Raw genomic sequence first — 17,443 nt, forward strand, 5'->3', positions numbered from 1 at the left:
ACTCGTAACGCTACAGCAAAGCGCGAGTCTCTGGCGTCAGCCCGCCATTTCCCGATCCGGCGTGGCCGAAATGCGATGGATCGCGAGATCGGCGCCGTTGAATTCTTCCTCGCGATCGAGCCGCAAACCGACCGTCATCTTGATCGCGCCATACACCGCCGCGCCGCCCGCGAGCGCGAGGGCCACCGCGCCGACCGTGCCGATGACCTGCGACCACATCGACACGCCGCCGATGCCGCCGAACGCCTTCTGCCCGAAGATGCCCGCAGCGATGCCGCCCCACGCGCCGCACATGCCGTGCAGCGGCCACACGCCGAGCACGTCGTCGATGCGCCAGCGGTTCTGCACGCACGTGAACATCTGCACGAAGAGCACGCCCGCGACCGCGCCGACGATCAGCGCGCCGAGCGGATGCATGAGGTCCGAGCCCGCGCACACCGCGACGAGACCCGCGAGCGGTCCGTTATAGGTGAAGCCCGGATCGTTGCGGCCGGCGACCCACGCGGCGAGCGTGCCGCCGACCATCGCCATCAGCGAGTTCACCGCGACGAGGCCGCTGATCTTGTCGACCGTCTGCGCGCTCATCACGTTGAAGCCGAACCAGCCGACCGCCAGCACCCACGCGCCCAACGCGAGAAACGGAATGCTCGACGGCGGATGCGCGGCGATGCGTCCATCCTTGTGATAGCGCCCGTGACGCGGCCCGAGCAGCAGCACCGCCGGCAGCGCGACCCAGCCGCCGAACGCATGGACGACGACGGAGCCCGCGAAATCGTGGAACGGCGCGCCGAATGCCTGCGTCAGCCAGCCCTGAATGCCGAAGCGCTCGTTCCACGCCACGCCTTCGAGCAACGGATAGATGAAGCCGACGATCACGCAGGTCGCGAACAGTTGCGGATTGAACTTCGAGCGCTCGGCGATGCCGCCCGACACGATCGCCGGAATCGCCGCCGCGAAGGTCAGCAGAAAGAAGAAGCGCACGAGCGCATAGCCGTTGTGTTCGGCGAGGATATCGGCGCTGTGCATGAACTGCACGCCATACGCGATGTTGTAGCCGATGAAGAAGTACGCGAGCGTCGATACCGCGAAATCCACGAGAATCTTCACGAGCGCGTTCACTTGATTCTCGCGGCGCACCGTGCCGAGTTCGAGAAAGGCGAAGCCCGCATGCATCGCGAGCACCATCGCGGCGCCCAGCAGCAGGAAAAGAGTGTTGGTTCCGGATTGAAGTGCCTGCATGTGTCGAGCGGTCGGGTCTGGAGGAGGCGCTGATTTTGCAAGTTCCGGGCCAAGTTGGCGCAGAAAGCATCGAAACGGTGCGCAGGCGTGAAGCGGCGCGGTAACGCATGGTGCAACGTGCGCCGCGAAGGTTCGTATCGTTTCGCTCGATGTTGGTGCAATGCCCCGTCATGTCGCATTGGATGCACCGGACACGGGCCAAAAATTTCACTTTGCAAGTATTCGACTTGGCGCACCGATGCGCCGCGCGGCGAGTATCCTGAAAGCTGCATCGCGCAACAGGAGGCGTCGATGTCCGTCGAATATCTGGGCGAGCACGTGCGCATGGAACCGCACGCGCTCGATCCGCGCGTCGTCACGGTCGTGCTCGATCGCGCGCAACGGCGCAACGCGGTGGATCGAAAAATCGCGGATGCGCTGCGCGAAGCGTTCGAACGCTTCGACGCCGACGACGCGTTGTCGGTCGCCGTGCTGTGGGGCGCGGGCGGCACGTTCTGCGCGGGCGCGGATCTCTCCGCACTCGAGGACGACGCGCGCCGCAACGAGATCCATCCCGACGGCAGCGGCCCCGGCCCGATGGGACCGACGCGCCTCGCGCTGAACAAGCCCGTGATCGCGGCGATCGCGGGACATGCGGTCGCGGGCGGGCTCGAACTCGCGGCGTGGTGCGATATGCGCGTCGTCGAGGAACACGCGGTGCTCGGCGTGTTCTGCAGGCGCGTGGGCGTGCCGCTCATCGACGGCGGCACGATACGGCTGCCGCGGCTCATCGGCATGTCGCGCGCGCTGGATCTGATTCTCACCGGGCGCGCGGTCGATGCGCACGAGGCGCTCGCCATCGGCCTCGCGAATCGCATCGCGCCGCAAGGCGAAGCGCGCAGCGTCGCGGAAGCGCTCGCGTGCGAACTGGCCGCGCTGCCGCAAGCCGCGTTGCGCGCCGACCTGCGCTCGGTGCATGAGAACGCGTTCGACGCCGACATCGCCCGGGCATTGCAGCGTGAAGGCGCGAACGGATATCGCTCGATATTCGATGAAGGTCTCGACGGCGCGACGCGTTTTCTTTCGCGCGCGTCGAGCCCGAAAGGACAGGCGACATGAACTCAGTGTTCGAGAATCGCAGAGCGGCGGGCCGCGAGCTCGCGCAGCATCTCAGCGCTTACGCGGGCCGCCACGATGTGACCGTGCTCGCGTTGCCGCGCGGCGGCGTGCCCGTCGCATATGAAGTGGCGCGCGCGCTCGGCGCGCGGCTCGACGTGCTTGTCGTGCGCAAGCTCGGCGTGCCCGTTCAGCCCGAACTCGCGATGGGCGCGATCGCATCCGGCGATGCGTTCTATCTCGACGAGCGCATCGTGCAGTACGCGGGCGTCGCGAAGGACGATCTCGAACGCGTGATCGCGAAGGAACGCGCCGAACTCGCACGCCGCGAGACGCTGTATCGCGGCTCGCAGCCGCCGCTCGATGTCGAGGGCCGCATTGCGATCGTCGTGGATGACGGCATGGCGACCGGCGCGACGATGAAGGCTGCCGCAATGTCCTTACGTCACGCGCATCCGTCGAAGATCGTCGCGGCGCTGCCGGTCGCGCCGCTCGATTCCGAAGCGCGCGTGGAAGAAGTCGTCGACGAATTCGTCTGCGTGATGCGCCCGCGCCATTACTTCGGCGTCGGGCAGTTCTATATCGACTTCGATCAGACGAGCGACGACGAAGTGCGCGAACTGCTCGACGCGGCGCGCAAGGCCGCCTAGCGCATCCACGGCGCGTCGTGCGCTTCCTGCGCCTTGCCGTATTTCTCGCGCGCGCCCTGCAACACCGTTTTATCGATGACGCCTTCGTCCACGAGCGATTTCAACGCGGCAATCACGATCGACACGCGATCCACTTCGAAGAACGCGCGCAACGATTGACGCGTATCGCTGCGGCCGAAGCCATCGGTGCCGAGCGTGACGTAGCGGCACGGCACATATGCGCGAATGAGTTCGGGCACGGCGCGCACGTAATCGGTCGCGGCGATCACGGGACCGCGCGACCCTTCGAGCGCACGCGTGACGAACGGCACGTTCGCATCGTCGTCGTGCAGGCGCGCGAGACGCTCGCATGACGCGCCATCGCGATGCAATTCCGTGAAGCTCGTCACGCTCCACACGGCGGCGCCGATATTCCAGTCGTCCATGAGCATCGTGCGCGCGGCGATGGCTTCGTTGAGAATCGCGCCGGAACCGAGCAACTGCACCTGTGCGTCGGGCGCATCGCCGCCGATGCGATAGATGCCGCGCAGAATGCCTTCGCGCGTGTGCGCATCGAGCGAGCCCTCGGGCGCGGACGGCTGCGCGTAATTCTCGTTGGTCACCGTGACGTAGTAGAACACGTCGTTCTGGCGCTCCATCATGTCCTTCATGCCTTCATCGACGATCGCGGCGACTTCGTACGCGAACGCGGGATCGTAGGCGCGGCAGTTCGGAATCGTCGATGCGGCGAGATGGCTCGTGCCGTCCTGGTGCTGCAAGCCTTCGCCGCCGAGCGTCGTGCGCCCCGCCGTCGCGCCGATGAGAAAGCCGCGCGAGCGCTGGTCCGCCGCCGCGAAAATCAGATCGCCGATGCGCTGAAAGCCGAACATCGAGTAGTAGATGTAGAACGGCAGCATCGGCAGATCGTGCACGCTGTACGACGTCGCCGCCGCGATCCACGACGACACCGCGCCCGCCTCCGAGATGCCCTCTTCGAGAATCTGCCCGCGCGTGTCCTCGCGGTAATAGAGCATCGAGCCCATGTCCTCCGGCTCGTACAACTGGCCGAGCGGCGAATAGATGCCCACTTGCCTGAAGAGATTCGCCATGCCGAACGTGCGCGCCTCGTCCGCGACCACGGGCACGACGCGCGGGCCGAGCGTCTTGTCCTTCAGCAGGCTGCCGAGCATCCGCACGAAGGCCATCGTCGTCGACATCTCCTTGCCGGAGGCATCGAGCGCGAATTGCCCCCACGAATCGAGCGCGGGCGGCGCGATGCCTTGCGACGCCTTCGCGCGACGACGCGGCAGATAACCGCCCAAAGCCTCGCGGCGCTCATGCAGATAACGCATCTCGGGCGCGTTATCCGCGGGCTTATAGAACTTGACCTGCTCGACGTCTTCATCGGAGAGCGGCAAGCGGAAGCGATCGCGGAACTGCTTGAGATCGTCGAGATCGAGCTTCTTCTGCTGATGCGTCGTCATGCGGCCCTGTCCCACCGTGCCCATGCCGAAGCCTTTCATCGTCTTGGCGAGAATCACGGTCGGCTGGCCCTTGTGCGACAGCGCTTTCGCGTATGCAGCGTGCAGCTTGCGCACATCGTGACCACCACGGCGCAAGCGGTCGATATCTTCATCCGACATATGCGCAACGAGCGACGCGAGTTCCGGATTCTGGCCGAAGAAGCGCTCGCGGTTATAGCGGCCGTCGTTGGCCGAGAAGGTCTGGAATTGTCCATCGACGGTATGCGCGAAGGCGCGCAGCAACGCATTCGTGCGATCGCGGGCGAACAGCGCATCCCAGTCCGATCCCCACAGCACCTTGATCACGTTCCAGCCCGCGCCGGTGAACTGCGCTTCGAGTTCATCGACGATGCGTCCGTTGCTGCGCACGGGACCATCGAGCCGCTGCAGATTGCAATTGATGACGAACACGAGATTATCGAGCTGTTCGCGCGCCGCGAGCGACAACGCGCCGATCGATTCGGGCTCGTCCATTTCGCCGTCGCCGAAGAAGCCCCACACCTTGCGCCCTTCCGTGCGCTGCAGATTGCGGTTCTGCAAATAGCGCATGAAGCGCGCTTGATAAATCGAGTTGATCGGACCGATGCCCATCGAGCCCGTCGGAAATTGCCAGAAGTCGGGCATCAGCCACGGATGCGGATACGAGCACAAACCCGGTCCGGCGATCTCACGCCGATAGTGCTTCAGATGCTCTTCGCCGAGGAAGCCTTCGAGATAAGCGCGCGCATACACGCCCGGCGACGAATGCGGCTGGAAGTAGACGAGGTCGCCGCCATTGTTTGCATCGGCGGCTTTGAAGAAGTGATTGAAGCCAACTTCGAACAGATCCGCCGCCGACGCATAGCTCGCGATATGGCCGCCGAGTTCGCCGTATGCGCGATTCGCACGCACGACCATCGCGAGCGCATTCCAGCGCAGCACCGCGGCGAGCCTTTCCTCGATGTCGAGATTGCCGGGATAAGGCGGCTGCTGCGATACGGGGATCGTGTTCGCGTAAGGCGTCGCGCGCGCCCGCGCCGATTCGACGCCCACCGACAATGCATGCTCCGCGAGCCTGTCGAAGATATATTGCGCGCGGTCCCGTCCGACATGCGCGACGACGGCATCGAGCGCCTCCAGCCATTCGGCGGTTTCGCCGGGATCGGTGTCCTCGCGTCCCTTGGCGATGGAAAGAAGCTGGTTGGTTCCGCTCGATAAGTCGGTCATGGCGCGACTCCGCTGTGGCTGAAGGATGATCCAAGCATATCCATTGATGCGCAGAATGTGCGTCTCATTTGGCTGGCGCCGCGCTTTGCGGTAGTGTGTTTATTCTTCGAAAACGCCAGAAACCGGAATGTTTCGACTATGACGGCAAATACCAAGCAGCGCCTCGACCGCACCGACATCGGCATATTGAATCAGCTTCAGCAAAACGCGCGCATCACCAATTCGGAGCTTGCGCGCGCGGTGAACCTCTCGCCGACGCCCTGCTTCAATCGCGTGCGCGCGCTGGAAAAAGCGGGGCTTTTCAAGCAGCACGTCACGTTGCTCAACCCGGAAGCGCTGGGCCTTTCCATCAACGTCTTCATTCAGGTCAGTCTGGAAAAGCAGATCAAGGACGCGCTCGCGCGCTTCGAGCAGGCGATCAGCGAGCGTCCCGAAGTGATGGAGTGTTATCTGATGACGGGCGATGCGGATTACCTGTTGCGCGTCGTGCTGCCCGATGTCGCCGCGCTGGAGCGTTTCATCCTGGAGCGGCTCACGAAAATGCCGGGCGTCTCCAACATTCGTTCGAGCTTCGCGCTCAAACAGGTGCGCTACAAGACCGCGCTGCCGTTGCCCGCATCCGGACTAACCCTGCCCGATCAGAACGCCGACGAAGCAGAATGGACGTGATCTTCGCGCGAGCCGCGGGCAATGCTTCCGATCAAACTTAACTGCTCCTGTAATTCTTGCGATGACGCGGGGCGTCGCCTATAACTCGTGAGGCCCATACGGCATGTTTTCCCGGCTTGACGTGTTCCTCTGACAAAGCTTCACGCACGCGAGAATGACATGAACCTCGATACCGTACGTGTATTCATCATGACGCGCGGCGTCGACTTCGCGATCATGGTCGCCGGCGCGATCGCGCTCTGGATCATCGGCCGCTGGCTCATCAACCTCGTCACGGGCACGATGCGCAAGCTGCTCGCGCGCAACGGCCGTGTCGATCCGACGCTCGCGCACTACCTCGGCTCGATCGTCGGCGTCATTCTCAATCTGCTGCTCGTACTCGCGATTCTGCAGATCTTTGGCGTTCAGACCACGTCTTTCGCGGCGCTGCTCGCGGGTCTCGGTCTCGCCATCGGCACCGCGTGGGGCGGGCTGCTCGCGCACTTCGCCGCGGGCATATTCATGCAGGTGCTGCGGCCGTTCAAAGTGGGCGATTTCGTGACCGCGGGCGGCGTGACCGGCACCGTCACCGAACTCGGCCTCTTCGGCACGACGATCACGACGCCGGATAACGTCGCCGCGATCATCGGCAACAACAAGATCTTTTCCGACATCATCTGGAATTTCAGCTTGCTGCCGCATCGGCGCGTCGAACTGACGGCGAAGATCGCCAATGGCGTCGATCCGCTCGATGCCATCGCGCGGCTGAAGGAAGCCGTCGCGAAGATCCCGAATGTCGCGACCACGCCGCCGCCGGACGTGGAAGTGCTGTCCTTCACGCCCGAAGGTCCGCTGTTGTGCGTGCGGCCCTATACCAATACCAACGACTACTGGCAGGTCTATTTCGATACCAATCGCGCGATCATCGAAACATTCAGGGAGGCCGGCTATCCGACGCCGGAAACGCCGCTCGTGCGCCGCGTCCTGAACTGATTTTCATGCGCCATTGCTGAACTAGAATGGGTGGAACCGGCGCCGCTCGCGCCGGATCACCGCGCGCGCGCGGAGGATGCCATGCCGACTTATCAGTACCGTTGTCAGGATTGCGGCGAGAACTTCGAGCACGCGGAGCATATGGCCGAACATGCGACGGTGCAGCTCAAATGTCCGAAGTGCGGTAGCGAGAAAGTCGCGCACGCGCCCGCGCCGTTCGTCGCGAAAACCACCAAGAAAAGCTGATCTCTACGCCGCGCGGAACCGCACCTCGTGCGACGGCAGGCCGCCCAGACGCTGCGCGACGTGATCGATGAACGCGCGCAGGCGCGGCGCTTCGTGACGGCTCGGCGGCCACAGAATCTGGAACACGCCGTCGGTGCGCAGATGCGCGCCTAGCACCGCGCGCAACAGACCGCCTTCCAGCGCGCTCTTCGCGACGAAATCCGGCACGCACGCGAGGCCCAGGCCCGAGATGCAGGCGGCAAGCACCGCTTCCATGTCGTTGAACGTGAGCGTCGCGTGCGGATCGATGGCGAAGGTGTGATCGTCGCGAGCGAAGCGCCACGGCTCGGGCCGGCCGCTCGCCGGAGAGCGGAAGCGGATGCACGCATGGCCTTCGAGATCGGCGGGCGTCATCGGCTCGCCGTGTCCCGCGAAATAGGCGGGCGAGCCGACCACCACCGGGCCATATTGCGCGAGCGGCCGCGCGAGCAATTGCGAATCGGCGAGACGCCCCGTGCGGATCACGGCGTCATACCCTTCCTGCGTGATCTCGACCACGCGGTCGCTGAAATCGATATCCAGTTCGATATCCGGAAAACGCCGCCTGAATTCCGGCACGAGCGGCATCAGGAGCCGGCTGCCGAGCGACGGCGCGGCGATCCGCAACCGTCCGCGCGGCGAAGAGGTCGAATGGAACAGCTCGCTCTCCGCTTCTTCGAGATCGGCGAGCATGCGCTTGCAGCGCGCGAAGAAGCGCGCGCCTTCGTGCGTGAGACCGATCCTGCGCGTCGTGCGATTGAGCAGTTGCACGCCGAGCTTCGCTTCGAGCCGCATCACGCTCTTGCCCACCGCCGACGCCGACAGCCCGAGCGCGCGCCCCGCCGCCACGAAACTGCCCGACTCCGCCGCGCGCACGAACGCGACCATGCCGGAGAGACTTTCTGTCGAAGGAGACGCCCCGGGGGAATTCCCGGCAAGAGACCCGTGCGGAGCCTGCGATGGAACGGTCGTCATATTGTTCATGATCTGGCGGGAAATGAGGCGCGACGGAATGCGCCTGTCTCCTGCATGAACGTTCCCGACGCCGATTTATTCCCGCAATTTCGTATCGCGCTCTTACCAGACGAAGGGCACGAGCCGATAGCGCACGCGTCGCGCATATTGGGCATAGCCTTCGAGATGCGCGACGAGTTCGCGCTCTTCCATCACCGTGCGCCAGACGATCCCCGCGAGCAGCAGCGCGGAGAACGCGAGGCCCCACCATGAGCCGAGCACGAGCGCGCTCGCCGGAATCATGACGCAGGCGGCCGCATAGAGCGGATGACGCACGATTGCGTACGGCCCGCTCGATATGACGCGATGCCCGCGCTCCTTTTGAATCTTCACGACGGGCGCGAGAAACGTGTTCGCAAGGAACACGCGCGCAACGAGCCAGAACGACATGGCGACGAGCGCCGCGCCGACCGATGCGAGCCAGAGCGGCATGACGGACCATCGAAAGCGCACGGCGTCGAGGCCCATCAGCACGAGCCAGGCGCACCACAGCGCGCCCATCGCGACGAGAAAGACCTTGTCCCATAGCGGCTGATCGGGCTGCATCGGCGAGCGCATGCGTTCGGCGAGCAATGCCGGATCGCGCCGCGCGATGAGCACGGTGACCACGCCGCCACCGGCGAACATCAGGAACATCCACGCCCAGCCCGCGCCCCATTCGAGCGTGCCCGCCGCGCCGAACAGCAGCGCGATGAACACGGCCGCTTCGACGATGACTGCAATCGCAACTCTCGATGCGAGCGGCATGGCGTGATGGCGCGCTGGCGTTTCCGTGCGCTTCAGCCGTTCAGTTCCTCGTGCAGCGCGACATATTCCTGCGCGAGCTTGTGACGAGGTTCGAGATAGATCATCGGGCGCGCGTGCTGATGACTCTCGCGAATTTTCACGGAGAGCGAGAGATGCGAATTGAGCACGGGCAAATCCTCTTTGCGCAGTTCGTCGACGAGTTGCTGCGGCAGGCTCGCGCGCGGCTGAAACTGATTGATGACGATGCCTTCGACGCTCAGGTCCGGATTGTGATCGTGGCGGATTTCCTGCACGTTATCGAGCACGGAATAGAGCGCGCGACGCGAGAAGTCGTCGCAATCGAACGGGATCAGACAGCGCTCGACGGCGATCAGCGCCGAGCGCGTGAAGAAGTTCAGCGCGGGCGGGGTATCGATATAGACGGCGTCGTATTGCTTCAGACCCTTCAGCGCGTCGCGCAGCTTGTAGATCTTGTAGCGCGATTCGAGCTTGCTCTGCAGCGCTTCGAGAGTCGGATGCGACGGCACGATGTCGAGATTTTCGAAGGGCGTCGAATGAACGAAAGATTCGAACGCCGGTTCGCGAAAGCTATAACTCAGTGCGGATTCGAAGAAGCTCGCGAGATTCGGCTGCGCATCGCGGGATTCGGCGCCGAGCAGGTACTGGCTCGCGTTGCCTTGCGGATCGAGGTCGATCACCAGGGTGCGCAGGCCGCGCGAGGCGCTGATCGCGGCGAGATTGCAGACGATGGTGGACTTGCCTACGCCACCCTTTTGATTGAAGACCACACGGCGCATCGGGTTATTCATCCTCGGTTTATGAACGCTCGGTTTTTTTCAAGGCGTTCTGGGCGGGTCGCGATTCGGTTCCCGAGGTGTGATCTTAGCGTATTGGTTTTTGTTTTTTTCGCTGGGTCCCGATTTCGCGGTGGTCTATTAGCGTTGCCCCTATGCGGGGCCGGCCCAATTGATCCCACAACAGCACCAACCTGCAAGGAGCGCAAGCGCTAGGTGGAAGAGGACCGACCGTGAGAAGTCTCGCGCGAGCCGGGTCGTGGGAATCCTGAAGCACCGATTAAAGCGCTTGCCCTGGCCTCTACAAGCCCGGACGTGCAGCTAATAGCCGGTCCCACAGGGATGGCGGTAACGAGATGTCTGAACCGTCGCCGTCCTCCCCACCACGAGAGAAATTCACGGACGCGCGTATATAGTGCGAAGGTGTGTTCCGCCTACAGTTTTCCGCTCTTAGCATCGAACAATCGGCCGACGTACGTCGCAGATTCACTGCGAAATGACTGTTCTTCCAGGAAGCAACGCTCGGCTTTGTAAATGCCATCTGGAGATGTTGAGTTTTCGCATTCCGTGCCGGGCGGAGTATGCTTAAACAGTCCGAAAAGCGCGACGATGACTGCATTTCCGACTAGCGCAACGGCACGTAGGCTTATGAACTTCATAGATATACCCCAATTGGCGGAATGACCGGAACAAACTGCCGGTCGATGAAAACCACAAAATCGCCGCGGCGTTGGCGCTTGATTTGCCATTTTCCGAAATCGGAAGTATGTATCGGGAAGTAGACTTCATCTTTGATGACCGGATCGCCAATGGCGATGAATGAGTCAACATCCCGGAATTTTGGGGACGTCGCAGCGATACCAGAGCGATGCGGCTTGCAGTCGCCCGAGCGCTCGACTCAGACGGACGCGATTCAACGGCTCATTCCGCCGCAGCACCCAACTGAAAAGCGCGCAAGAGCTAGGTGGAAGAGGACCGGCCATGAGAGGGCTCGCGCGCGGCGGGTTTCAATAGTTTGACAAGTCTATTTAGCGTGGTGACACATATTGATCCGCGAGCCCGGTTCAATTGGCTTCGCGACCTTCACATGCTCAGGATCGTCTGCGTCGAACGGAATGAGGCGGGCACTTGCATTCCGCTCTCATTTGCGTGTCTTGACTTGCGTCCGTGAGCGATTTGCCTGTGCTATCGCGGACTCAGGCGTGCCGCTAGAAGCCTGTCCCACTTGGAGGGCGGTAGCGAAATATATGGAGCGTCACTGCTGTCATCACCGATCGAGAACGACACGTATAAGGCAGTATAGCTATACCAAGCAATTTGAGGATCGGGCGTCCTGAATATATGCTGTGCGAGTTTTTTTCCGCTTTTCGCGTCGAAAACGCGCCCAACATATTCTGAATTCCCACCCGGGACCCACTTAAGCAAACATCGTTCGGCTACGTAAAGACCGTCAGGCGGTGCCGATTTTTGACACTCCGTACCGCGTGGCGTGAGATCAGTGAGGCAGATGAACAGTGTACCGATAACTGGGACAAGTAGCGCGAACCGCATAAGCGAAAGCTTCATAGGGTAATCGTGATGGGTGGAACGACTGGGACATAGCGGCGATCGGAATAGATGACAAAATCGCCGCCTTGTCGGTGCCTAATGGCCCACTGCCGAAAGTCGCTGTTGTGTACAGGATAGTAGACGTTCCCTTTAATGACTGGATTGCCGATGGTGACGGGAGACTCAACGTAAGGAACATAAGGAAGAGTCGCTGCAACGGCGTCGAGTGGGACGACGATCACCCCGTCGCTGCTCCAATGCCCCAAATATTGCGAGGGGTCGCCCTGCCTGTCGGTGAATGTAAAGTTATCCTTCACATAAACCCAGATACCCTTTACTTCTGCTTTCGTCCTCCTCGACTCGACATCCCAGTCGAAGCGGGCGTGCGCGAGGGCAACACTGAAGTTAAAAGAGCCAAGCGCGCCAGTGAGGTCATCAGGCGCGCCGCTGCGCTCCAAATTGGACAGAAAAAGGCCGATTTTCTGCCCAAACGTGCCGTCGACCGACGTAAACTGAAAGCTAAAGTGACGGTGAAGCATTGCTGTATCGTTTCCGCAGATCTCTGCGGTGTCCAAGAGAGTCACGCTGTTCTTGTAGGGTATGAGCTTCCTATAAAGCTCATCTCTCGCTTTCGGCGAACGAATAGCTTTATCAATTAGATAATCGAATTTGTCCTTGGCGCGAGCGAATTTGAGCACCCAATCCATTCTGATGGTTGTGGTGTCGTACATGTCCGGTGGATATGGCTTGCCGTCCTGATTGATTTCCGCTGTTTCATCGGCGTCCGTTGGTGAATAGTTTAGCTTCGCGGCAAACCACCGCTCCATCAACGTGGCCGAGACTGGCAGGTGCATCTTGCGCATTGCAGCCGGAATCTCCTGTATATCGAACGACGGCACTAATGGGTCTGTCCTTACAGATTTCGCTAGCTTGGGCGGGTCGGGAGCATTCAGCCAAGCTTTGAAACGCGAGAACGCGTGAGCAACCTTATATAGGTCGTCCACCATTTTCATTAACGGGTCAGGCTTCTGAAGCGCGGGAGCTGGCGTGGCCGTTACCGCAGGCGGAGTTGGAGGCGCAGGCGGTGCCTTGTCCATTGAAAGCCCGGCCACACGCACGATGCGAGCACCGTCTTGCTCGCTCCAGCGCCATAGGAACTTGTTGATTCGGTAATACGAAAAATCCATGAATCTCTATTTTTGAACTTAGATAAATGATGGTTGGATGAACACCAATGGACCTTGTCCGAACATTCGCAACCGAAAGACTTGGCGTCCAGTGTATTTCGAGCGCAGCGGGCATTTCGAGCGAAGCAGCCCTGGGATCCGTGCGCCATTAGACTAGTCGAATCGCGTGTGGTCGGCTCGAGGTGCGACACGCTACGAGGGATTTTTTTCAGGATAAATCGGGGAAAACCTTTAGACCAAAACCACTGCCGAACAGCAATCAACGGATTGCTCTCCGAATAATCTTGCGAGGGTGTAACGCATTATTACGACCCGGGTGTGTGGTGCGCCGCCGCATACGGTACTCAACGTTATGCACGAGCGCTTAAAGAACTCTTCTTCCTTCGCGATCCGTTCGGTGGCCCAGAATGCGAACGAATACGGGTCTGCGCCATCGCGAAAGGGTTCGAATGCGAATTAGGCTTGCCCCGAGATTCGGAGGCTCTGCATTCATTTCCTAATCTTCAAGGAAAAAACCCGCACATAGACTCCAGCAATCAAGAAACGTGACTACCGCCTTGCACCGGCAGTTCTATAAACCGACGCGAAACCGAGATTGCAGCGAAAAAAACAAAACCATCAAGGAAAAGCCGGAATCGTAGGATCGGCCCCCTCGACATCGGCCTCCGGATGATGACTCTTCACCAGCGCCTCAATTTCCTCGACCCGATCCTTCGGCACATCGACCATCATCAGCAACTCGCCTTCTTCAATGGCGTGCTCGAAGCGCCGCAAGCGCGTATTCGGAATACCCACTCCGATCATCGTCGCGGCCCAGGCGCCGAAGCCCATGCTCGCGAGCGTCATGCAGACGACCGCGCCTCCGGCTATCGTCAACCCCGCGGGTGGAAACGCCATCGCCACAAGCCCCGCGAGCACGCCCGTCACGCCGCCGGCAGCCGTTCCCCGCGCCAGTGCGGGCAAGAGATCGCTGCGTTGAACGAGCGTCGCCTGCGGCAAATCCTCCAGCGGTTCATGAGGCCGCGCGAGCACATGCATATGCCGCCATTCGATTCGCTTCAGCAGCAGCTCGTCGATGATCCCCTTTGCGCTCGCCACGTTCGGGAGCAGAAAATAGATGCGCCTCATGTCGCACCTCCATATCGGATCGTTATAAATCCAATATAGACCACACGCACGGGAACGCTGCGCGGCACGCCTGAAGGCTTACGTTTTTCAAACGGTCGAGCGAATGCGCGCGCCGCTCTCATCGAAGAAATAGATGCGCTCGCGATTCGCGCGCACCCCGGCGCCCCCGCCGATCTCGCCCGCAAACGTATTCGGCACCTTCACGACCACCTGCTGTTCACCGACGTTCATCGTGACGAGCGAATGATCGCCGATCAGCTCGACCGAATAGATGCGCCCCTGCAATTCGCCATCGCCTTGCGCTACGAGCGAGCATTCCTCGGGACGCACGCCGAGCACCGCCCGGCCCTCGTGACGAGCCGGCGTGTCGAGAGAAATGCCGGGCGCATCGAAACGTCCTTGCGTGAGCGTGCCGCGCAGAAAATTCATCGGCGGCGAACCGATGAAGCCCGCGACGAACAGATTCGCCGGGTCCGAATAGATGCGCGCGGGCGTATCGAGTTGCTGCAGCGCGCCCTTGTCGAGGACGGCGACGCGATGCGCGAGCGTCATCGCTTCGATCTGATCGTGCGTCACATAGATGGTCGTGATGCCGAGTTCGTGCTGCATGTGCTTCAACTCGGCGCGCATGTGGCCGCGCAGCTTGGCATCGAGATTGGAGAGCGGCTCGTCCATCAGAAACGCCGCAGGCCGGCGCACGATCGCGCGCGCGAGCGCCACACGCTGACGCTGTCCACCGGACAACTGTCGCGGAAAGCGCGACAGCAACGGCTCCAGTTGCACGCTCGCGGCCACTTCACGCACGGCGGCATCGATCTCGGCCTTCGGGCGCTTTCGCACGATGAGCGGATACGCGATGTTCTCGAACACGGTCTTGTGCGGATAGAGCGCATACGACTGAAACACCATCGCCACATCGCGATCGCGCGGCAACTGATGCGTGACATCGGTATCGCCGACGAACACCGCGCCTTCCGTCGCCGATTCGAGTCCCGCGACGATGCGCAGCGCCGTCGTCTTGCCGCAGCCCGATTCGCCGAGCAACACGAGGAACTCGCCCGCCTGCACGTCGAGCGACAGATCGCTCAGCACGCGCGTATCGCCGAACGTCTTGCCGACGTTTCTCAACGACACGCTCTTCGACTGGCGCGCCGCCGCGATCTTCGTCAGGCGGGCGTCATCGACTTTCACCGCCTCGCTATCCATGACCGTCATCCTTTCACGGCTCCCACGAGAATGCCCCGCACGATGAAGCGCTGCAGCGTGAGCGTCAGCAGCATCACGGGCAGGATCATGATGAGTATCAGCACCGACATGTTCCACCATTGCGGTCCGCGCGTCGCGTTCTGCGCGGCGACGAGCAAGGGCATCGTCTGCGCATTCGCGGTCGTCAGAAAGAGCGCGAAGAGGTACTCGTTCCACGAGAGAATCAGCACGAGCAGACCCGTTGCGACGAGACCCGGCGCGACGAGCGGCAGCACGATGCCGAAGAGTATCGAGAAGCGCGTCGCGCCGTCGATCTGCGCGCTCTCTTCGATCTCGCGCGGGACACCATCGAAGAAATCGAACATCAGCCACACGACGATCGGCAGGTTCGCCGTCGCATACGTGATGATGAGCGCGAGATGCGTGTCGAGCAGGCCGACGTCCCTGAAGGTGAGATAGATCGGGATCACCGTGACGACGGGCGGCAATATGCGCTGCGATACGACCCAGAAGAGAATGTCGTCGTTGCTCAGATGCCTGCGCGCGCGCCGCACGATCGGGCGCAACAGCAGGAAGAACAGCGCGAGCGCGACAGCGAGCGCGATGCGCAGATCGACATGTCCCCACGCGACCGCCGCGATCAGCAGCGCGATCAGCACGATGCCGGAACCCACCGCCGCAACCGGCGGTCGATACTCGATGCGCGCGAGTGCATATGCGGCCATCGAGCCGAGAAAGACCGAAGCCGCCGTACCGCATGTCGCGACGATCAGCGAGTTCATATAAGGCCGATACGTGTCCGGCCCGAGATCGACGAAGATGTAATGCCACGCGTCGAGATGCGGCTCGAAGTCGACGAAGGGAATGTAGAGCGGTCCCGTCGATACATCCACCGGCAGCTTGAACGACGTGATCGCCATCCAGTAAAGCGGAAACAGCACGACGAGCGACCAGAACCCGAGCAACAGATACGCGATCGCCTTGCCGCCGATCGGCAGTTCATCCAGACGCGCGGGCACGAACCAGCGTTTCAACGCGTTCATCACTGATCTCCCCGCGCGCGCCGCACGACGAACTGGAAGAACGATACACACGCGATCGTCGAGACGAAGAACAGCATGTACGCCACCGCCGACGCGCCGCCGAGATTCAGCGCGCGCCATTCGATGAACGCGTGCAGCGTCATCGATTCGGTCGCGATGCCGGGGCCGCCGTTCGTCAGCACGTTCGGCAGGTCGACGATCTTGAACGCCTCGATCAGCCGGATCAGCACCGCGCTCGCGGCGACCGGCGCGATGGACGGCCACGTGACATCGCGGAACACACGCCACGCCGATGCGCCGTCGAGTTGCGCCGCTTCGATCTGCTCGCGCGAGGTGCCTTCGAGCGCGGCGAGCATCACGAGGAACATGAAGGGCACCCATTGCCATGTATCGCCGATCACGACGACGAGCCGCGCAAGCCACGGGTTCGCCGCCCACGCGATCTGGCCGAGGCCGAGCCACGACCATACCGGCGCGAGCGGTCCGATGGACGTATCGGCCATCATGCGGAACATGTACGCGATGCCGACGGGCGTCACCATCAGCGGCAGAAAGAAGAGAAGCCGGAAGAAGCGCCCGCCCTTGAGGGGCAGCGTGCACAGATAGGCCAGGCCCAGGCCGACGAGAAATTGCAGCGCGACGCCGAGCACGACATAGAAGATCGTCACCATCAGGCTGCCGAGCGCGCCGCCGCCGCCGAGCGTGTTCGCCGCGAGCCACACGAGCGCGAGAAACGCGGCCGCGCTGATCGATCGGCCGAGCGTGCCCATGATCGAGCGCCCGTCGCTCCTTAGATAGCGATAGAACCAGTAGATCACCGCGAGCACGGCGACCACGATAGTCGCAATGCTGAAGACTCCCGGCGCGCGGAACACGCCGGTGAAATGATATTGCTGGCTGCCGGAAAAGAGCCGCACGTAGTTGCGCAGGCCCGTGAAGGTCAGTTGATAGCCGCCCTCGCCCAGTTCGAAGCGCGTGAGCGAAAGATAGGCCGACGCCACGAGCGGAAAGATCGAGAACGCGAGAATCAGCAGCACCGTAGGCAACACGAATACGAAGGGCGCCTGCCGGTCGAGCCAGTTGGCGACGCGCGCGCGCGAGCCTCGCTCGTTCGCGACCACGGACGATGCGTGGGACGGCGTATTCATCGAATCTCCATTGCGACGCGGGCGCGTCGGG

At 62.0% G+C, this 17,443-nt stretch carries 16 protein-coding genes; 5 read left to right on the plus strand and 11 right to left on the minus strand.

What is annotated here, in order from left to right; genetic code table 11:
• Positions 1–36: 36 nt before the first annotated feature.
• Entirely contained in the window at positions 37–1,239 is a 1,203-nt protein-coding gene (locus tag QCE73_RS30845) for an ammonium transporter (protein WP_309884887.1), read from the minus strand.
• A 291-nt stretch (positions 1,240–1,530) separates the two neighbouring features.
• Here QCE73_RS30845 and QCE73_RS30850 point away from each other — a divergent pair, with 291 nt between their 5' ends.
• Both QCE73_RS30850 and QCE73_RS30855 read left to right on the plus strand, forming a co-directional pair.
• Positions 1,531–2,337, plus strand: a complete 807-nt coding sequence (locus tag QCE73_RS30850; protein ID WP_309884888.1) for a crotonase/enoyl-CoA hydratase family protein — start codon at positions 1,531–1,533, stop codon at positions 2,335–2,337.
• Positions 2,334–2,984, plus strand: a complete 651-nt coding sequence (locus QCE73_RS30855; protein ID WP_309884889.1) for a phosphoribosyltransferase — start codon at positions 2,334–2,336, stop codon at positions 2,982–2,984. The genes QCE73_RS30850 and QCE73_RS30855 overlap by 4 nt, the downstream gene beginning before the upstream one ends.
• Here QCE73_RS30855 and mdeB read toward each other — a convergent pair.
• Positions 2,981–5,692 (minus strand): alpha-ketoglutarate dehydrogenase, encoded by a 2,712-nt coding sequence (mdeB, locus tag QCE73_RS30860; RefSeq protein WP_309884890.1) that lies wholly within the window; start codon positions 5,690–5,692, stop codon positions 2,981–2,983. The genes QCE73_RS30855 and mdeB overlap by 4 nt on opposite strands.
• 138 nt (positions 5,693–5,830) lie before the next feature.
• On the opposite strand from mdeB, the gene QCE73_RS30865 reads away from it, so the two are divergent.
• The 3 genes from QCE73_RS30865 to QCE73_RS30875 all read left to right on the plus strand — a co-directional run bounded on the left by QCE73_RS30865 (position 5,831) and on the right by QCE73_RS30875 (position 7,579).
• Positions 5,831–6,361, plus strand: coding sequence for an Lrp/AsnC family transcriptional regulator (locus tag QCE73_RS30865; RefSeq protein ID WP_035506019.1), 531 nt, complete (start codon positions 5,831–5,833; stop codon positions 6,359–6,361).
• A 159-nt stretch (positions 6,362–6,520) separates the two neighbouring features.
• Positions 6,521–7,333 carry a mechanosensitive ion channel family protein gene (locus tag QCE73_RS30870; protein ID WP_035506021.1) on the plus strand — a complete coding sequence of 271 codons (813 nt, stop codon included), beginning with the start codon at positions 6,521–6,523 and terminating at the stop codon, positions 7,331–7,333.
• A gap of 81 nt (positions 7,334–7,414) precedes the next feature.
• Complete coding sequence (locus tag QCE73_RS30875; RefSeq protein ID WP_035506159.1) at positions 7,415–7,579, plus strand: FmdB family zinc ribbon protein; 165 nt, start codon at positions 7,415–7,417, stop codon at positions 7,577–7,579.
• A 3-nt stretch (positions 7,580–7,582) separates the two neighbouring features.
• On the opposite strand, the gene QCE73_RS30880 is transcribed toward QCE73_RS30875, so the two are convergent.
• The 9 genes from QCE73_RS30880 to QCE73_RS30915 all read right to left on the minus strand — a co-directional run bounded on the left by QCE73_RS30880 (position 7,583) and on the right by QCE73_RS30915 (position 17,412).
• A complete protein-coding gene (locus QCE73_RS30880; protein WP_035506023.1) occupies positions 7,583–8,485 on the minus strand; it encodes a LysR family transcriptional regulator in 903 nt (300 codons plus the stop codon).
• Positions 8,486–8,674: 189 nt separating this feature from the next.
• Complete coding sequence (locus QCE73_RS30885) at positions 8,675–9,358, minus strand: isoprenylcysteine carboxylmethyltransferase family protein (RefSeq protein WP_309884891.1); 684 nt, start codon at positions 9,356–9,358, stop codon at positions 8,675–8,677.
• A 32-nt stretch (positions 9,359–9,390) separates the two neighbouring features.
• Positions 9,391–10,155: a ParA family protein gene (locus QCE73_RS30890; RefSeq protein WP_309885287.1), complete on the minus strand. Its 765-nt coding sequence runs from the start codon at positions 10,153–10,155 to the stop codon at positions 9,391–9,393.
• A gap of 652 nt (positions 10,156–10,807) precedes the next feature.
• The gene (locus QCE73_RS39455; protein ID WP_404989842.1) at positions 10,808–11,011 is read right to left on the minus strand and encodes a DUF6402 family protein; all 204 of its coding nucleotides are present in this window, start codon (positions 11,009–11,011) and stop codon (positions 10,808–10,810) included.
• Positions 11,012–11,714: 703 nt separating this feature from the next.
• Positions 11,715–12,887: a DUF6402 family protein gene (locus QCE73_RS30895; protein WP_309884892.1), complete on the minus strand. Its 1,173-nt coding sequence runs from the start codon at positions 12,885–12,887 to the stop codon at positions 11,715–11,717.
• Between the two features lie 618 nt (positions 12,888–13,505).
• Positions 13,506–14,015 (minus strand): hypothetical protein, encoded by a 510-nt coding sequence (locus QCE73_RS30900; protein WP_035506030.1) that lies wholly within the window; start codon positions 14,013–14,015, stop codon positions 13,506–13,508.
• Between the two features lie 87 nt (positions 14,016–14,102).
• Complete coding sequence (locus QCE73_RS30905) at positions 14,103–15,221, minus strand: ABC transporter ATP-binding protein (protein ID WP_404989828.1); 1,119 nt, start codon at positions 15,219–15,221, stop codon at positions 14,103–14,105.
• 5 nt (positions 15,222–15,226) lie between these two features.
• A complete protein-coding gene (locus QCE73_RS30910; RefSeq protein ID WP_309884894.1) occupies positions 15,227–16,264 on the minus strand; it encodes a carbohydrate ABC transporter permease in 1,038 nt (345 codons plus the stop codon).
• Positions 16,264–17,412 carry a sugar ABC transporter permease gene (locus QCE73_RS30915; RefSeq protein WP_309884895.1) on the minus strand — a complete coding sequence of 383 codons (1,149 nt, stop codon included), beginning with the start codon at positions 17,410–17,412 and terminating at the stop codon, positions 16,264–16,266. Before QCE73_RS30915 ends, QCE73_RS30910 begins: the two co-directional genes overlap by 1 nt.
• Between the last annotated feature and the right edge of the window lie 31 nt (positions 17,413–17,443).

The organism is Caballeronia sp. LZ029 (genome assembly GCF_031451275.1).
Classification (GTDB): domain Bacteria; phylum Pseudomonadota; class Gammaproteobacteria; order Burkholderiales; family Burkholderiaceae; genus Caballeronia; species Caballeronia jiangsuensis.

Excerpts from the sequence above, each read along its gene's own strand:
- QCE73_RS30885 (WP_309884891.1), bottom strand. The coding sequence starts at position 9,358 with ATGCCGCTCGCATCGAGAGTTGCGATTGCAGTCATCGTCGAAGCGGCC.
- QCE73_RS30890 (WP_309885287.1), bottom strand. The coding sequence starts at position 10,155 with ATGCGCCGTGTGGTCTTCAATCAAAAGGGTGGCGTAGGCAAGTCCACC.
- QCE73_RS30880 (WP_035506023.1), bottom strand. The coding sequence starts at position 8,485 with ATGGTCGCGTTCGTGCGCGCGGCGGAGTCGGGCAGTTTCGTGGCGGCG.
- QCE73_RS30855 (WP_309884889.1), top strand. The coding sequence starts at position 2,334 with ATGAACTCAGTGTTCGAGAATCGCAGAGCGGCGGGCCGCGAGCTCGCG.
- QCE73_RS30850 (WP_309884888.1), top strand. The coding sequence starts at position 1,531 with ATGTCCGTCGAATATCTGGGCGAGCACGTGCGCATGGAACCGCACGCG.
- QCE73_RS30915 (WP_309884895.1), bottom strand. The coding sequence starts at position 17,412 with ATGAATACGCCGTCCCACGCATCGTCCGTGGTCGCGAACGAGCGAGGC.
- QCE73_RS30905 (WP_404989828.1), bottom strand. The coding sequence starts at position 15,221 with ATGGATAGCGAGGCGGTGAAAGTCGATGACGCCCGCCTGACGAAGATC.
- QCE73_RS30865 (WP_035506019.1), top strand. The coding sequence starts at position 5,831 with ATGACGGCAAATACCAAGCAGCGCCTCGACCGCACCGACATCGGCATA.
- QCE73_RS30895 (WP_309884892.1), bottom strand. The coding sequence starts at position 12,887 with ATGGATTTTTCGTATTACCGAATCAACAAGTTCCTATGGCGCTGGAGC.
- QCE73_RS30845 (WP_309884887.1), bottom strand. The coding sequence starts at position 1,239 with ATGCAGGCACTTCAATCCGGAACCAACACTCTTTTCCTGCTGCTGGGC.
- QCE73_RS30870 (WP_035506021.1), top strand. The coding sequence starts at position 6,521 with ATGAACCTCGATACCGTACGTGTATTCATCATGACGCGCGGCGTCGAC.
- QCE73_RS30900 (WP_035506030.1), bottom strand. The coding sequence starts at position 14,015 with ATGAGGCGCATCTATTTTCTGCTCCCGAACGTGGCGAGCGCAAAGGGG.
- QCE73_RS30875 (WP_035506159.1), top strand. The coding sequence starts at position 7,415 with ATGCCGACTTATCAGTACCGTTGTCAGGATTGCGGCGAGAACTTCGAG.
- mdeB (WP_309884890.1), bottom strand. The coding sequence starts at position 5,692 with ATGACCGACTTATCGAGCGGAACCAACCAGCTTCTTTCCATCGCCAAG.
- QCE73_RS30910 (WP_309884894.1), bottom strand. The coding sequence starts at position 16,264 with ATGAACGCGTTGAAACGCTGGTTCGTGCCCGCGCGTCTGGATGAACTG.